Raw genomic sequence first — 15,538 nt, forward strand, 5'->3', positions numbered from 1 at the left:
CTTTCGCGGAGCATCAGCTGGTCTCCATGATGATGTCGCCTCGGCAGGCGGTCGGGCTCGCGACCGCTCCCGCCGAGACGTCAACCGCAATCGCACCGTGCGGCGCCGGTTCGCGCTAATCGCAACCGGCGCCAAGCAGAAGCCGACAATCAGGCCCATTCCTTGTTGGCGGGAACGTCCCAGCCAAACACCGGCGCCGCTCCAGCGCCGCCTTTTTCCGTCTGGGTCTTGTACGTCATCTTGACCTTCGCGAAATTCAGACTCACGTTTTCGGTGAGGCGATCTTCGCCGTGCGATCCGCCCGTCGATACACTCGAGACCAGAATGTGCTTCATCTCGATCTTGAGATACTCCAGCGGATTTTCACCCGCCTTGCGGACCGTGAGAATCGCCGTATCAATGTGCTTGCCGTTCGCACAGACTTTGAAAAGCTCCGGCGTGGCCTTGTCGACGAAGTGCGTGAAGTGCAGATCCTGGATGCTGACCTTGCCGGCGCCGCCGCCCGAACCGCTGTGGAAAGTGCCTGACTGGCTCTCGCCGAAAGACCAGCTCAAAATATCGATTTCGTCCTTGTGCTTGTCGTCCAGCGACTCGCCCTTGATCGGGTCGAGTTTCAAGAAGATGTCGACAGCCATAGCATAGTCCTCTCAAATTTCTGCGTGGTTACGGTTGCGATGTTGCGGCGTCAGGAACCGGGGCCGGGTAGGCGTGAAACCAGGCTGAGGCCGACGTCCATCGCCTCCAACTGAAAGTGTGGACGAAGAAAGAAGCGCGCGTTGTAATATCCCGGATTCTCCTCGTTTGCGATGACTTCAACCTTCGCAGCGGCCAGTGGCTTGCGCGCTTTCTGAGCTTCTGACGAGAGGGCTGGGTTGGCATCAACGTATTCGTTGATCCAGGTTTGCAGCCAGATCGTCAGCTCATCCTTCTCCTTCATGGATCCGATCTTGTCGCGAACCATGCACTTCAGATAGTGCGCAAAGCGGGACACTGCGAACATGTAAGGTAGTCGTGACGACAGGTTGTCGGACGCGGTGGCATCCACGCCCTTTTCGCCGAAGTACTTCTTCGGCTTGTAGAGTGACTGGGCGCCGATGAAGGCAGCCTTGTCGGTGTTCTTGCGATGGATCAGCGGGATGAGGCCCGCCTTTGCAAGTTCGTGCTCGCGGCGATCACTGATTGCGATTTCGGTCGGGCATTTCAGGTCGACGCCGCCGTCATCGGTCGGGAATGTGTGCGTCGGCAGGTTGATAACTTCGCCGCCGGACTGCACACCGCGGATGCGCGTGCACCAGCCAAACTCCTTGAAGGCGCGGTTGATGTTGACCGCCATTGCGTAGGCGGCGTTGATCCAGCCGTATTTGTCGCCGGTGTGTCCGTCCGTCTCCTCTTCGAAGGCGAACTCTTCCACGGGCTCCGATTTCGCGCCGTAGGGGAGGCGGCCGAGCGCGCGCGGCATGCACAGGCCGAGATAGCGCGAGTCGTCCTGATCGCGCAGTCCCTTCCATGCGGCATATTCCGGCGTGTCGAACACCTTGCCGATGTCGCGAGGGTTGGACAGCTCGGTCCAAGAGTCCATTCCCATCAGCGTCGGCTCGGCGCCGCTGAAGAAGGGGGCGTGTGCGGCGCCGGCGATCTTGCTGAGATCGCGGAGCAGTTGTACATCGGTGGGGAGGTGACTGAAATAATAATCGCCGATCAGGCAGCCGAAAGGCTCGCCACCCAGCTGGCCGAATTCATACTCATAGATCTGCTTGAAAAGGGGGCTCTGGTCCCAGCGCGCATCGGGATAAAGCCGCAGATTCCGATACAGCTCGTTCTTGGAGACGTTCATCACCCGGATCTTCAGGTTGGCGTCGGTCTCGGAATTGAAGACGAGGTAGTGGAGGCCGCGCCACGCACTTTCGATTGCCTGGAACTCAGGTGTATGAAGAATCTCGTTCATTTGCGCGGTCAGTTTCTGGTCAATCCGCGCGATCATCTCCTCGATGGTGTCGAGGACGTCCGACTTGATGACGCTCGTGTCCTTCAACGCCTCTTGAACGAGCGTGGACACGGCATTTTCGACTTCGGTTGCAGCACGTTCAGTGCGCGGTTTGAAACTTTGCTTCAGCAGGTTGGCAAACTCATCAGCTTCGACGGTTTTGACCTGGGTAGTGCTCTCTTTGTGAACAGCTTCTTTTGCCATGGTCCCCATTCCTTCCTTAGCTCTCGGTGCCAGGTTCGGTCGACTGGCTTGTCGCGCGTTCCCGCAGCGCTGCCATCAGTTGAGGATCGGCGAGCAGTTTTTTCAGCTGGTCCTCGGCGGCCACCTTGCCATCCATGTAGCGCAGCAGGTTGGCGAGTTGTTCGCGCGCCTCGAGCAGCTTGGCGGTGGCCGGCACCTGGCGGGCGACTGCCACCGGAGTGAAGTCTGCCATCTTGTTGAAGTGCAGGTTGACCGAGATCTTTTCGTCGGATCCATCGCTGAGGCGATTGGCGACGCGCGCCGTCACGCCGGGCTGGATTGCGGCCATGCGGCTGTCGAAATTGTCCATGTCGAACTCGAGGAATTTACGCTCCTCGACCTTCGTCTTCTCGACGCCAGGGTTATTGCCGGAAAGGTCGGAGAGGACGCCCATGACGAACGGCAGTTCTATAAGTCGCTCGGCGTCATAAGGATCTTCGTATGTGATGTGCACGCGCGGTGCGCGGTTTCGTCGAATGAATTTTTGACCGCTGTCTGTAGCCATGGTTCCCTCACTACGAAATCGCTTTAAACATCGAATTTGCGCGACGCAGATTGACTAGGCGCTTCAAGTTGCTGCGGTCGGCAAACATGCTTGTGTCCAATTAGTGCCCTCGACCGAAAGCTCGGTTCAACGCGATCTGTCGATTGTTTTAAGCGCTCCCTCAGGTAAAACATCATTCAAAAGGCTGAGGAAATCTCGTTGTGCAAGGTCGCGCGCGCGATCGACCAAAAAGGGGATCGGGCTGGACGGCTCCGCGGTTCGGAAAAACGACGCCACCTTCGTCAGCAGACCCAAGGCCTGCGCTCTGTTTTCCACCGAAAAAACAATATCTTGGGCGCTCTCATCGGTCGTCGATGAGAGCGAGATCGCGAGCTCCGCCATCCGTTCGATCGGCAGGTCGAAGACCTTGTCCCGCCCGATATTGATCGCAGCGCTCTCCACGTGGGACGGCACTAGCATCCGCATCACTTCAATAAATGATTTGCCGACCATCTCCTGCGCTTGACGTACCAGCAACAGCGCCGGGTTGGATGGTTCCATTCGGGCAAAATAGGCGGCCGCTGCGCCGAGCGCTGCGGACGCCTGTGCAGATGAAGCCAACATCCCGGTGGTGTCCAGCGACACCTGTGTATCGACGGAACCGGCATCTTCCGCAGTTGCGGCAATCGCCGCGGGATCACGCAACGCGACAAGACCCGCAAGCCAGGCAGCCATGCCGTTAACCAAACCGGAGAGCCTGTCGAGGCTAATAGGTTGCCCCGAGTTCATCTTCTCACGCCAGGTCGCCTTGATGCCTGCGATTTCAGCAGCGACCGCGGAGCACCGCGCGCTGGTTGCCTTGAGAGTGTCGAGATCGGTCTCGCTGACGATGCGCTCGATTGTCGCGAGATCGAGCCCGTCGGCGTCGGCGTCACCGGCGGGAATTTCGCCCTGGGCGATTTGATAGGCACGGTAGTTGAGGTTGCCGTGTCTGCGGTTCTCAATCAGGGGAAGGAACTGGAGCGGGTTGATCACGGTCGGAAACACGTCGATTGCTTCGACCGTGACGGCCCGAAGCGCGTAGTCGCCGTCCTCGCCCTTCGGATGCACCGCTTCCCACTGCTCGCGCAGCAGCAAGTTGGTCGCCCTCAGGCAGTAAAGAAAGCCGTCGAGATCGCGGTTGAGGATTGAAAACTTGGCCAGCAGCAGGTTTAGGCGCAGATCGCGGGTACGCGCCAGAAGGGGCTGTGCGGCGGCAAATTGGCCGGCAAAATCGACTGCCTTTGGATCGAAGCGTCCACGCTCCCCATTGGCATTGACGACCTCGAAGAACGACATTGGCAGCAGGGATTCCGCAGCTGCGAAGAAGTTCAGATATTGGACGTCTCCGATGGCGTCGAGATCCGGCCCGCAGGGATCGTCAGCGGTAATGGGCAGCGTCAGGGAGGCGACATCAAGCATGCAGGGATCGTCCATCTGCTCGGTCACGGCCCCGCTGCCGAGCCCGTGACGACTAGGGGATCGCGCGGGGGCGTATGATCCGATTCTATACCTATGGGTCAGATGCCTGCTGATCTTGGTTCATTTCCGAAGATGCCATTTTCGCGTGAACCGGCAAGCTCTTGGAGCCGACTACTTGATGGCCAGGGTGGTTCTTTGGACGGCTGTCGTGAAACGTCAGGAGGCCCAGCCCCGGGGCGGACTTGCCGGCACTGCCAGTGGCAGGCAGGATTTCCGCGGTTCTTGCATAACGTCTGATCAGCTCTTTGCAGCGGGTCATTCGATCGAAGGAGGGAGTTTAAGCCCACATGGGCCAGCTTACTCAGGATACCCGCCTCTGCGAACTCAAGACGCCTCTTGGCAAAGACGTTCTGGTTTTTGCCGGATTCGAAGGCTCGGAAGGTCTCAGTGAACTGTTCGAGTATCGCATCGAGTGTCTCAGTGAGGATGCCGACCTCGACTTCGACCGAGCCATTGGTCAGCAATGTACGCTGACCATAAAGCTGCATGAAAAGGAGCGCGAGTTCAGTGGCATTCTGACGGAGGCCCAGTGGCTCGGGGTAAACAACGACTATTTCAGCTACCGGATCGTGCTGAGGCCTTGGTTTTGGCTGTTGTCGCGGACCACCGATTGTCGGATCTTTCAGGACAAGAAAGCGCCCGACATCATCAAGGAGGTCTTCAACGAACGCGGCTTCACCGATTATGAATCCAAACTGACCGAAGAGGGGTCCTGTCCGAAGCTCGAATATTGCGTTCAGTACCGCGAGACTGACATGAATTTCGTGTGCCGGCTGATGGAACAGCACGGCATCTACTACTTCTTCAAGCACGAGGGCGGCAAACATACGCTGGTGTTGGCGGACTCCAAGTCGTCGCATAGCCCGATCAACGGTCTTGCTACGATTCCCTATATCCCATTGACGGGGGCCGATCGTCGAGGCGAGCAGCATATCTACGAATGGGTCTCGGAGCGCCGGTTTCGGACCGGCAAGATCGAGCTCAACGACTACAACTATCAGAAGCCCAACGCGCAGATGATCAGCGACGCCAAGGGCTCCGAGCACTACACCCGGTCGGAGATGGAGTTTTACGACTATCCGGGGAAGTTCAAGGAAAAGTCCGACGGCGAGCGCTACGCGAAGATCCAGCTCCAGGCCGAGCAGGCAATGGACCGGAGGCGCCGCGGCAATGGCGACGCCGTCAACCTGTTCCCCGGTGGGCTAACGAAGCTTGAAAAGCACTCCAAGGATTCGCAGAACGTGGAATATCTCGTGGTGCGAGCCACGCACTCGTTCTCGATCGAATCTTATCGCACCGGCGGTCCGAGCGACGCCGGGCAACACGTTTATTTCGGCAGCTACGAGTTTCTGCCGAGCGATCGGCCGTTTCGAGCGCCGATGCTGACCCCGAAGCCAAGGATCAATGGCATCCAGACTGCCAAGGTGGTGACCAAAGACGACAATTCGAGCGAGGAAATCGACGTCGAGTCGCTCGGCGAAATCTACGTCCGCTTTTTCTGGGATCGCAAGAAGAAGCGGTCGTGCCGGTTGCGTGTCGCCCAGGTTTGGTCTGGCAAGCGCTGGGGCGGTCAGATCATCCCACGCGTCGGGCAGGAAGTCGTTGTCGAATTCCTGGAAGGGGATCCGGACCGGCCCCTGGTGATCGGCACCGTGTACAACGACGAATACAAGCTGCCCTACGATCTGCCGTCGAAGAAGACGATTGCGGGGTTGAAGTCCGACTCCACCAAAGGCGGCGGCGGCTTCAACGAGTGGAATTTCGAGGACAAGAAGGGATCCGAGAAGATCACGGTGCATGCCGAGAAGGACCATGACGTGACGGTCCGCGACACCGAGACACGGACCATCGGCGAAGCTGCATTCGGCGGCGACACCCGTAAGACCACGCTCAAGAAAGGCAATGACAAACTCGATATCGAATTGGGCGGTCAGCACATCACGCTGGCCATGGACCAGTCCGTCAATGCGGGCATCAGCATCACGCTCATGGCCAACGCCAATATCACCCTGCAGGTTGGTCCGAGCCAGATTATCCTGACCCCGGCGGGTATCGTCATCAACGCGCCGACGATCGCCATGACAGCGCAGGCCGGCATGGCGCTTGCTGCCGGCGGTCCGCTGGCCGCTCACGGCACTCCAACTCTTGTCGGTTGACGATCATGGGGCAGGTTAGATTCGGCACGGTACAGGATCTGTTTCAGGCCTATCCCTTGGCGCGCTATGATGTCGGCAGAGCCGACGCTGACAAGCCTTCGCTGGATTTCCTTCAGGAGGCCGCCGACGCGTGCAATTGGCACCCCGCCGTGTCTTACTGTGCCTACCTGCTTCCAAGGCGCGTGGCAATTGGCTGGGGATGTCGCTCTCTGCGACGGATGTTCGACCGTTTCGATGCCAGCGATAGCAGGTCGCTCAATATTGTGGAGACCTGGGTCCGGCAACCGGACGAGCAGTCCCGGAACAAGGCGCTGGCTGTCGGCAATGCCAACGATCCTGAGCAGCCAGCAACGTGGCTGGCGCTGGCGGCCGGCTGGTCCGGTGGAAGCGTGGTTCCCCCGGAATTTGCGCCCGTGGAAGCCAAGCCAGATCAGGCCGCACGGGCGGTGCGTACAGCACTGCTGATTGGCCTCTGCCGGCTCCCCCGTGACTCCCGGGACCAGATAATGACGTCATGCCTGGAGGATGGTATTCAATTGGCACGCGGCGAACCGCGCCCTCCGCGCTAACGAGACGATGTGATGGTGCTGCGCTTTAATATCGAGAACGAACCGAATCTTCCGGACGGCGGACCTGTGTCGTTTACGGTCACCGGCAGGCGTTCGGTCGATATTGGCCGGGACCGTCACCTCGACTGGACGCTGCCGGATCCGGCGCGGACGATTTCCGGAAAGCATTGCGAGGTGCACTTTCGCGACGGTGGCTATTGGCTGCACGACGTCTCGACCAACGGCACCTTTCTCAATGGTGCCGACCAGCGCATACGCGGGCCGCACCGCTTGCGCGACGGCGATCGGCTCACGATCGGCCACTACATCATCGGAGTTTCCGCTGGAGGCTGAGGCTGGCGGGCGCACCCCACACCATGAGGCGCAACTGCACGAACCCTCGGGCCAGCAGCATGCGGATTACGGAGAGCTTTGGACGGCCGATCGTGACGTTCCGCCGCCGATCGATCCGCAACTGTTGAAGAAGCCACGCGAGGCTCCGCGGCCCGTCAATCCGGGGTTCCTGGATTGGGCGGCGAGCGTCCCGGCGCCGGGTGTGGACCCATTTCGACGGTCATCGCCGATGTCTCCGTACCAACCGTCCGTGCAGGACGACGACATGAACTGGGCAGCCGGTCCGGTCACCGCGCCGAAACCGCAAGTCGAGCGCCCGCCAGCCATTCCGACTCCACGCCGGCCGTCGGTGTGGATCGATGATGAATCAGCCGCCGCCCAGCCGCTAGCATCGCCATCGCATCCGCAGGTTGAGACGTCGCGCTCGGCGCAAGCAGCAGACGAGGGCCCTGTCACGGCCAAGCCAGTCGGTGGTACCGACTTTGCGCGACTGGTGGCGCGCGCTGCAGGATTGCCGGACAACTTCTTTGCCAGCAAGTCCGATGCCGAACTCGCCGAACAGCTTGGCATCATCTTGCGTATGACCGTGGACAATCTGATGGCGCTGCTGCAGGCGCGAACCCAAGCCAAGCAGCTGACCCGTAGCACCAGCCAGACCACCGTCCAAGCGCTCGAAAATAATCCGCTGAAATTTTCGCCGACCTCGGAAGAAGCGATGCGCATCCTCTTTGGGCCGCCGACGCGCAGCTATCTCGACGCACAGCGCGCCTTTGCACAGGGATTCAGTGATCTCAAGTCACATCAATTGAGGACCTATATGGCGATGCAGCACGCTGTCCATGAGCTGATTGCGGGCATAGATCCGACGCTGATGGCGCGCGAGCTCGAGCTTCAGCGTGGCGCAAGCTCCTGGCTCGGCACGAACAAGGGCAAACTCTGGGACGAGTTCTTGACGCGCTGGAAGGCGCATCTTGGCCGCGACAACAGCGCGCCGATCGAAACCTTTATGTTGCTTTTCTCGGACTATTACGACCGCGGTGACAAGCCCGGTTCAAAGTAAACTTTCGGCGACCACGCGGTTGCCGACAATTTCTAAGTGGATGTAGGAATGTCTTGGTACAGCAAGGTTTTCTGGTCGGAAGGTCTGTTTCTGCGGCCGCATCATCTGCAGCAGAACGACCGCTACATCGAACACTTGCTGGAAAAGCGCGTTCGCTACACGACACCATACCCCTGGGGCTTTGCCCAGCTAGAGATCGATAAGGATCTTACCGAACAGAGCAAATTCGCGGTGCGCAATGCGTCCGGCGTCATGCCGGACGGTACGCCCTTCGATATCCCTGCGGACAGCCCAATACCCGAATCGATCGATGTGCCGGAGACGGCCGCAGGCCAGATCGTCTGGCTGATGATGCCGGTCGCGGCGCCAAACACCCGCGAGGTCGACGAGGACCGCACCGACAGCGCCAGTCGCTATGTCCGTACTTCGGAAACCTTCATTGACTCGACCTCGGCGCTACGCATCGAGGAAGAGATCGACATCGCTTATCCGCGCTTGTCGTTCGAACTGCGCAAGACGAGCAAGCCCGGATACATGGGCATCGGCATCGCGCGCATTCTCGAGGTGCGCGACAAGAACATCCTGTTCGACGACAAGTTCGTGCCGCCGATGCTGGTCTGCGCCGCGCATCCGATCATCGATGGCTGGCTCAACCGCATCATCGGCTGGGTTGAGACTAAACTCGACGAGCTGGCGCGTTACGCGGTCGATCCGTCATCCGGTGGTGGGTTGCAGAGCGTCGACTATCTGGTCCTGCAAGTGCTGAACCGTACCATTCCCGTGCTGACTCATTTCCAGCGCTCCGGCAGCGTGCACCCCGAGCGCCTGTACGAGGAATTGCTGAGGTTCGCGGGTGAACTTGCGACGTTTTCCACGGCGGAACGGCGGGCGCGCAACTACCCGGCGTACAATCACGACGATATCGAGAACGTCTTCACACCCTTGGTCAGCGACATCCAGGACTTCTTGAGCGCGCGGCTGGGCCGGCGGGCGATCCGCCTGGAGATCATCGAGCGCGCACAGAATGCGTTCGTATCGCCGATCCGCGATCGAGCGCTATTCCGAAATGCGACCCTGGTGCTGGAGGTTGCCGCACGGCGGCCGCTTGTGGAGATCCAGAACGATTTCCCGCACCTGTTCAAGGTCGGGCCGAACACCAAGATGAACGAGATCGTGCACGCAAACCTGCCGGGCCTGACACTGGCGCATTTGCCGACGCCGCCGCCGCATATCCGGGCCATCACGGATCACGTCTATTTCTATCTCGACCGCAAGTCGCCGCTGTGGCCCGAGTTCAGTACGGCTGCGTCGATCGGAATGCACTTTTCCGGCGACTGGCCCGAGCTTGAGCTGTATCTTTGGGCTATCCTGGAAGACAGGCCATGAGCGACAAGGACAAGCCGGTCAATCCTTTCGGTCGGGGCGAACGGACGATCATCCGTCCCAATCCCGGCGGGAAGTTGCCGCCGGCGCCGACCTCTCAGCCTCCGCCGGGCGAGGGACCTGCAGCACGCCCGGCCTATTCGCCATCACCCGTACCCTCTCCCGGCGCGCCAGCGCCACCATCATCCTTTTCGCCCGTTCCACAGGGCTCGAACTACGCCTCCGCGCCGGCCAGCCATCCAGCCGAGGAATGGATCTCGACACCCGCGCAAGGCCACGTGCCGCAACCCATGTTGCCGCCAGGGCCGCCGTTGCGCGTTGACGATCTGGTCGCGCCAAATGCCAATCCGGTGATGCGCGCTGCGGGCCCGTTGCTGCAACTGCTCGGTCGATTGCGGGTGGCGCTCATGCGAGCGTCATTCGCCAGCCTGATGGAGCAGGTCGCGGACGCGATCAAATTCTTTGAGAAGGACATCCGTTCAGCGGGCATTTCCGAGCACCAAGCCAACACAGCGAAATACATCCTGTGTGCCACTGCCGACGATATCGTGCAGCACATCCCAACCGAAGAGCGTCACGTCTGGACGCAATATTCGATGCTGAGCCGGTTCTTCGGCGAGCGTGTCGGCGGCGTCCGGTTCTTTGAGATCCTCGACCATTTGAAGGTTGATCCACTGGTCAACTATCCGGTCCTCGAACTTCAGCACACCTGCCTTGCGCTTGGTTTTCAGGGCATCCACCGGACGTCAGGGGGCGGAGTTGCGAACCTGCAACTGATCCAGCGCAACCTCTATGAATTGCTGCGCCGGGTCCGGCCGAAAACGATGAGCGATCTGTCGCCCAACTGGCGCGGGCAGGCGCTGGCGGGACGCCGGCAGCGTCTGCGTGTTCCGGTCTGGCTCGTGGCAGCCGTCGTTGCCGCGCTCCTGACCGGGTCCTATTTCGTTCTGCGGACGCTCCTCGCTGGGCGAGCGGAGAATGCTGCCGAGGTGGCGCTCGCGCTCCATCCGGCCGGCCCGATCGAGCTCAAGCGTCAGGTCGTTGCACCACCCCCACCACCGCCGCCTCCGCCGCCGCCGGATCGCATTACCCAGTTGCAACGCATCCGCAATGCGCTCGCGAAGGAGAACACCGCCTGTGCCATGACGGCGGACCAGACCCCCAGCTTCATCGTGATCAGGGTCTGCGACCTGGCCTTGTTTGCGTCGGGCCAGGCGACCATCCTCGATGGCTTCAAGCCGATCGCACTCCGCGTCGCAGCAACCCTCGACAAGGAGCCGGGACGGATCCGGGTCGTCGGCCATACTGACAGTTCGCCGATCCGCACAGTCCGCTTCCCGACCAATTTCGAGTTGTCAGTCGAGCGCGCCAAGGCGGTTGCCGCGGCACTGAAACCTGGTTTGACCGGTGGTTCGCGCGTCGACGTTGAGGGCAAAGGAGCAGATGCGCCAATCGCCAGCAACACAACGCCCGAGGGACGCGCCAAGAACCGGCGCGTCGAGATCTTTATCGAACGCAGCGAATAGGCACACACCGCCGGATCAGGGTGGTTTGCGACGGGTACGGTTAGATGCTTGCCAAGGACATTCTCCGCATCGTTCTCTACGGAGTCGGGCTCAGCTCGCTCGGAGCGGTGATCTATTTCGCCGGTCCCTTCATCGCGTTCGGCGATTGGCGGCCGCTGGAGAACCATATCGTCCGGCAGATCGCTATTCTGCTGCTCACCACGGCCGTGGCAGGCATCGTTGGCCTCAATCTGTTCAAGCGGCGCAAGGGTGCCAAGGAGATTGCCGATGGCATCGCCGGTGCAGACCAGCCCGTCAGCGATGAACCGGTGCTCAAGGAGCGCATGAAGGATGCGCTCGCGACGCTGAAGACCGCCAGCGGCAACAAGTCGGGCTATCTCTACGATCTCCCCTGGTATGTCATCATCGGTCCGCCCGGCGCCGGCAAGACCACGGCGCTGGTCAATTCCGGGCTCAAATTTCCGCTCGCACGGGGGGCGACGCCCGCGGCGATCGCAGGGGTCGGCGGTACCCGCTACTGCGATTGGTGGTTTACAGAGGAGGCGGTGCTGATCGATACCGCCGGCCGCTACACCACCCAGGACTCCAACAGCAAGGCCGACAAGGACAGCTGGCTGGCGTTCCTGGACATCCTAAAGAAAAGCCGGTCGCGCCAACCGATCAACGGCGTCCTTGTCGCCATCAGTATCGAAGACATCCTGACGCTGCCGAAGCAGGAGCTCGCACTTCATGCCGATGCCATCAGGATGCGCCTGCTCGAGCTGCATCAGAGGCTCAAGGTCAGCTTCCCGGTCTACGCGCTATTTACCAAAGCGGATCTCGTTGCCGGCTTCACCGAGTATTTCGCCTATCTCGGGGAGGCCGGCCGCCGCCAGGTCTGGGGTGCCACGTTCCAGACCGCCGACAAAACCCAGAATCTCGTGGGGCAGATCCCGGTCGAGTTCGATCGTTTGCTGGAGCGCCTGAGCGAGGAGACGCTCGACCGTCTGCAGGACGAGCCGACGCCCCAGCACCGCGTGCAATTGTTCGGCTTTCCGGCACAGATGGCGCGGCTCAAGCTCCAGATCCACGATTTCCTCAACTTGATCTTCGAGCCGACGCGCTATCACGTGAACGCGAACCTGCGCGGCTTCTACTTTACCTCGGGTACGCAGCAGGGCACGCCGATCGATCAATTGATCGGGTCGCTGGCACGCACGTTCGGCGCTCAGGAGGTCAGTTCCGGATCCTATTCGGGCACGGGCAAGAGCTTCTTCCTCGCCGATCTGATTTCCAAGGTCATCATCGGCGAGGCCGACTGGGTCTCGACCGACCGTGCCGCGGTGCGCCGCGCGCTGATCCTGAAGGCCGCGGCCCTGTCATTGATCGGTCTGGTCTCGATCGGACTGATCGCAGCTTGGCTGATGAGCTACAAGCGGAATTCCGATTTGATCGAGCAAAGCCTGCAGGCGGATAGCGAGTATGCAGTCGCCGGCGCGCCACTTATCAAGCAGACGTTGATTGCCGATCACGATCTCGACAAGGTGCTGCCGCTACTCTACCGCCTCCGCAACGCCCCCGCAGGCTACGGATCGCGCGGCGAATCGGTGCCTCTGTCGGCTCGCTACGGGCTCAGTCAGCGCGCCCGGCTGCTGTCGCCCTCGAAAGCGGCCTATCATACCGCGCTTGAACGCATGTTCCGACCGCGCCTGCTGTATCGCCTGGAGGAGCAGCTCAATGCGCGCATAAACGAGCCTGCCTTCGTCTATGAGGCGCTCAAGGTCTATCTGATGATCGGCGGCCTGCAGTCGCCGGATCGCGAGCTGATCCGCTCCTGGATGCAACGTGACTGGGCGGATAACCTCTATCCTGGCGTCACCAACGCGGAAGGGCGGCGTCTGCTCGACGAGAACCTCGTGGCAATGTTCGACCTCGAGACCGAACAGCAGCCGCTGGTCGAACTCGACGGCCGGTTGATCAAGCAGGCCCAAAGCTCCTTGGCGCGCCTGAGCGTGTCGCAACGAGCCTACGAGTTTCTGAAATCAGAGGCTCGCGCATCGATCGCCGGCGACTGGATCGCCAGCCGCCATGGCGGCCCCGACATGGGTGTCGTGTTCGAAACCACGACGGGGCAGCCTTTGGACGCCGTGCGGGTACCTGAATTTTTCACGTATAACGGCTTCCATCAGAAGTTCGTTGCCCGGCTGTCCGGATTGTCAGAGCGGATGAAGCGGGAGCGATGGGTTTTGGGAGATGCCGGCCAGCAGTCGGCCATCGACCAGCAGTACGACAATCTGGCCGGCGATCTGCTCAGCATCTATTCCAACGATTTCGTGACGACCTGGCGAACGGCGCTCGGGAGCCTGCGCCTGAAGAAGCTGCTCGCCGACAAGCCGAAATATGAGGTGCTGCGGGCGCTTTCGGCGCCGACCTCGCCGATGCGGCAAATTCTGGAATCGGTGCGCGACGAGACGGTGCTGACCAAGGAACGGGCGAAGCCGGCGAGCGCTTCGGCCCCAGCTGCCGCACCGGCGCCAGCACTCTTCACGAATGCCCAGGATGGACCGCCTGGCGCGATAATCGAGGCGCAGTTCAAACCTTACCACGCGGCGCTCGAAGGCGAGAGCACCCGCCGGCCGATCGACTCGACCGTCGCGAACCTGAACGACATCGCGCAGAACCTGACGCTAATCGTCGAGAATCCCCAACTGACCGCACAGGCCACAGCCGCGCTTCAGACCCAGGTCGCAGCGCTCCGCAACAATGCCTCGCGCATGCCGCCGCCATTCTCCGACATGCTGCGAGCAGCAGCCGCGGAGTTCGAAGGCAGCATCGCGGCTTCGACCGCCGGGCAAATCCTGCAAACGTTGCGCGATCAGGTCACGCCGGTCTGCCAACAGACCGTGACTAATCGCTACCCGTTTATCCGCGGCAGCGGCCAGGAAGTTCCGCTCGCGGATTTTGCCAAATTGTTTAGTCCGAATGGCGTTATGGACAGGTTCTTCACCCAGTACCTGGCACCTTATGCCGACACGTCGCGGTCGGACTGGGCTTGGCGAAAGGAGAGCCCCGTTGGTCGGTCGTTCTCGCCCGACACGCTCAAACAATTCCAGAATGCGGCTTATATCCGGGATGCGTTCTTCCAGACGGGCGGCGGTGTGCCCGCCGTTTCATTCGCGATCCGACCCCCTGGGGCACCGGGGCCAGGCGTGACAGTTAAGACCGAGATCGGCGGCACCACGATTGCGAGCCCAACCATTCCCGGATCGGTCCCTTCGTCCTTGTTCGGCGGCCCGCAACCTACGCCACCGCCACAGCCGCAGAGCAACTCGCCGACTACCGTCCTGTGGCCGGGCCCAGCGCCGCGAACGGCAATTTCAGTCAGTAACGACACCGGCCCGCCATCCGTGCTTGAGCGCATTGGTCCCTGGTCGTTGTTTCGGATGCTGGAGGCGGGTTCGTTAGTGGTGAAAGCGGAAACGGCCAGCGCGAGTTTCATCGTCGCCGGGCGCGAGCTCAACTATCAAATTTCGACTGGATCGTTGCGCAACCCGCTGAACCTGTCAGTGGTGCGCGAGTTTCGTTGCCCGACCGGGATATGACCATGCGTTGCGGGATATTCGGCAAAATCGGTGCGAAGCGCGATTTCATCGCGATCGCCACCCCGCGCAGCTTCCTGGAAGCCTGGGAGCCATGGGTACAGGCTGCGCTGTCAGCAAGTCGCCACCAGCTTGGCCCAGGATGGCAGCAGGCCTTTCTGACCGCGCCGGTCTGGCGGTTTTGGCTCGGCGCCGCGATCTGCGGCACGACAGTGGCGGGTGCGATCATGCCCTCGCTCGATGGGGTGGGGCGATACTATCCCTTGACCCTGCATGCGGTGACCGGCGAGGCCGTCTCGCTGCCGCCGCCGAGCATTGATCCGCAGGACGAATGGTTCGGGCAAGTGGAGGCGTTCCTGCTTTCGACCCTGGATCGGGCCGCAACCTTCGAGCAGATCTCCGATGCATTGGATCGGCTTGCGGTGCCACGACTGCAGGAGACCATCGCCGGCGATCCGCCGGTCACGTCGCTTGGTACTGCGGCAATGGGGAGGGCTTCGGCGGTCGAAGCCTTCGCGGGGTCGTTTGCAGCACTTTGCGCTGCCAACCCACAGGTCTACGCCGCCGCTAGCTTCTGGTGGACCGCCGGAGGGGAAGGCTTCCCGCCAATGGCGCTGAGTTGTCGCGGATTGCCAGATCCGTTTCACTACGTCACGCTGCTGACCGGTGATCTCGGCCTCGCGGCATCGGGGAATGGATGA

General features: G+C 61.1%; 10 protein-coding genes and 1 pseudogene. 7 read left to right on the forward strand and 4 right to left on the reverse strand.

Annotated features, from left to right (window positions below; translation table 11 throughout):
- Nucleotides 1-149 precede the first annotated feature (149 nt).
- The 4 genes from ACVWW3_RS07030 to ACVWW3_RS07045 all read right to left on the reverse strand — a co-directional run bounded on the left by ACVWW3_RS07030 (nt 150) and on the right by ACVWW3_RS07045 (nt 4,172).
- Nucleotides 150-635 carry an Hcp family type VI secretion system effector gene (locus ACVWW3_RS07030; RefSeq protein ID WP_247340886.1) on the reverse strand — a complete coding sequence of 162 codons (486 nt, stop codon included), beginning with the start codon at nt 633-635 and terminating at the stop codon, nt 150-152.
- A gap of 50 nt (nt 636-685) precedes the next feature.
- A complete protein-coding gene (gene tssC / locus ACVWW3_RS07035; protein WP_247448077.1) occupies nt 686-2,188 on the reverse strand; it encodes a type VI secretion system contractile sheath large subunit in 1,503 nt (500 codons plus the stop codon).
- A gap of 16 nt (nt 2,189-2,204) precedes the next feature.
- The gene (tssB, locus tag ACVWW3_RS07040) at nt 2,205-2,732 is read right to left on the reverse strand and encodes a type VI secretion system contractile sheath small subunit (RefSeq protein ID WP_354043919.1); all 528 of its coding nucleotides are present in this window, start codon (nt 2,730-2,732) and stop codon (nt 2,205-2,207) included.
- A 126-nt stretch (nt 2,733-2,858) separates the two neighbouring features.
- Nucleotides 2,859-4,172: a type VI secretion system protein TssA gene (locus tag ACVWW3_RS07045; RefSeq protein WP_456672401.1), complete on the reverse strand. Its 1,314-nt coding sequence runs from the start codon at nt 4,170-4,172 to the stop codon at nt 2,859-2,861.
- A gap of 347 nt (nt 4,173-4,519) precedes the next feature.
- On the opposite strand from ACVWW3_RS07045, the gene ACVWW3_RS07050 reads away from it, so the two are divergent.
- From ACVWW3_RS07050 to tagF, 7 genes and pseudogenes are all read left to right on the forward strand, one after another.
- Nucleotides 4,520-6,388 carry a type VI secretion system Vgr family protein gene (locus ACVWW3_RS07050; RefSeq protein ID WP_456650499.1) on the forward strand — a complete coding sequence of 623 codons (1,869 nt, stop codon included), beginning with the start codon at nt 4,520-4,522 and terminating at the stop codon, nt 6,386-6,388.
- A 5-nt stretch (nt 6,389-6,393) separates the two neighbouring features.
- On the forward strand, nt 6,394-6,957 hold the full coding sequence (locus ACVWW3_RS07055; protein ID WP_456650498.1) for a DUF6931 family protein: 564 nt from the start codon (nt 6,394-6,396) through the stop codon (nt 6,955-6,957).
- Between the two features lie 12 nt (nt 6,958-6,969).
- Nucleotides 6,970-8,350, forward strand: a pseudogene (gene tagH, locus ACVWW3_RS07060) (type VI secretion system-associated FHA domain protein TagH).
- A 48-nt stretch (nt 8,351-8,398) separates the two neighbouring features.
- Nucleotides 8,399-9,736 (forward strand): type VI secretion system baseplate subunit TssK, encoded by a 1,338-nt coding sequence (tssK, locus tag ACVWW3_RS07065; protein ID WP_456650497.1) that lies wholly within the window; start codon nt 8,399-8,401, stop codon nt 9,734-9,736.
- On the forward strand, nt 9,733-11,259 hold the full coding sequence (tssL, locus tag ACVWW3_RS07070) for a type VI secretion system protein TssL, long form (protein WP_456650496.1): 1,527 nt from the start codon (nt 9,733-9,735) through the stop codon (nt 11,257-11,259). Before tssK ends, tssL begins: the two co-directional genes overlap by 4 nt.
- A gap of 44 nt (nt 11,260-11,303) precedes the next feature.
- Complete coding sequence (gene tssM / locus ACVWW3_RS07075; RefSeq protein ID WP_456671917.1) at nt 11,304-14,840, forward strand: type VI secretion system membrane subunit TssM; 3,537 nt, start codon at nt 11,304-11,306, stop codon at nt 14,838-14,840.
- A complete protein-coding gene (gene tagF / locus ACVWW3_RS07080) occupies nt 14,837-15,538 on the forward strand; it encodes a type VI secretion system-associated protein TagF (protein WP_345947003.1) in 702 nt (233 codons plus the stop codon). Before tssM ends, tagF begins: the two co-directional genes overlap by 4 nt.

The organism is Bradyrhizobium sp. LM2.9, from assembly GCF_054056555.1.

Excerpts from the sequence above, each read along its gene's own strand:
- ACVWW3_RS07030 (WP_247340886.1), bottom strand. The coding sequence starts at position 635 with ATGGCTGTCGACATCTTCTTGAAACTCGACCCGATCAAGGGCGAGTCG.
- tssC (WP_247448077.1), bottom strand. The coding sequence starts at position 2,188 with ATGGCAAAAGAAGCTGTTCACAAAGAGAGCACTACCCAGGTCAAAACC.
- tssB (WP_354043919.1), bottom strand. The coding sequence starts at position 2,732 with ATGGCTACAGACAGCGGTCAAAAATTCATTCGACGAAACCGCGCACCG.
- ACVWW3_RS07045 (WP_456672401.1), bottom strand. The coding sequence starts at position 4,172 with ATGCTTGATGTCGCCTCCCTGACGCTGCCCATTACCGCTGACGATCCC.
- ACVWW3_RS07050 (WP_456650499.1), top strand. The coding sequence starts at position 4,520 with ATGGGCCAGCTTACTCAGGATACCCGCCTCTGCGAACTCAAGACGCCT.
- ACVWW3_RS07055 (WP_456650498.1), top strand. The coding sequence starts at position 6,394 with ATGGGGCAGGTTAGATTCGGCACGGTACAGGATCTGTTTCAGGCCTAT.
- tssK (WP_456650497.1), top strand. The coding sequence starts at position 8,399 with ATGTCTTGGTACAGCAAGGTTTTCTGGTCGGAAGGTCTGTTTCTGCGG.
- tssL (WP_456650496.1), top strand. The coding sequence starts at position 9,733 with ATGAGCGACAAGGACAAGCCGGTCAATCCTTTCGGTCGGGGCGAACGG.
- tssM (WP_456671917.1), top strand. The coding sequence starts at position 11,304 with ATGCTTGCCAAGGACATTCTCCGCATCGTTCTCTACGGAGTCGGGCTC.
- tagF (WP_345947003.1), top strand. The coding sequence starts at position 14,837 with ATGACCATGCGTTGCGGGATATTCGGCAAAATCGGTGCGAAGCGCGAT.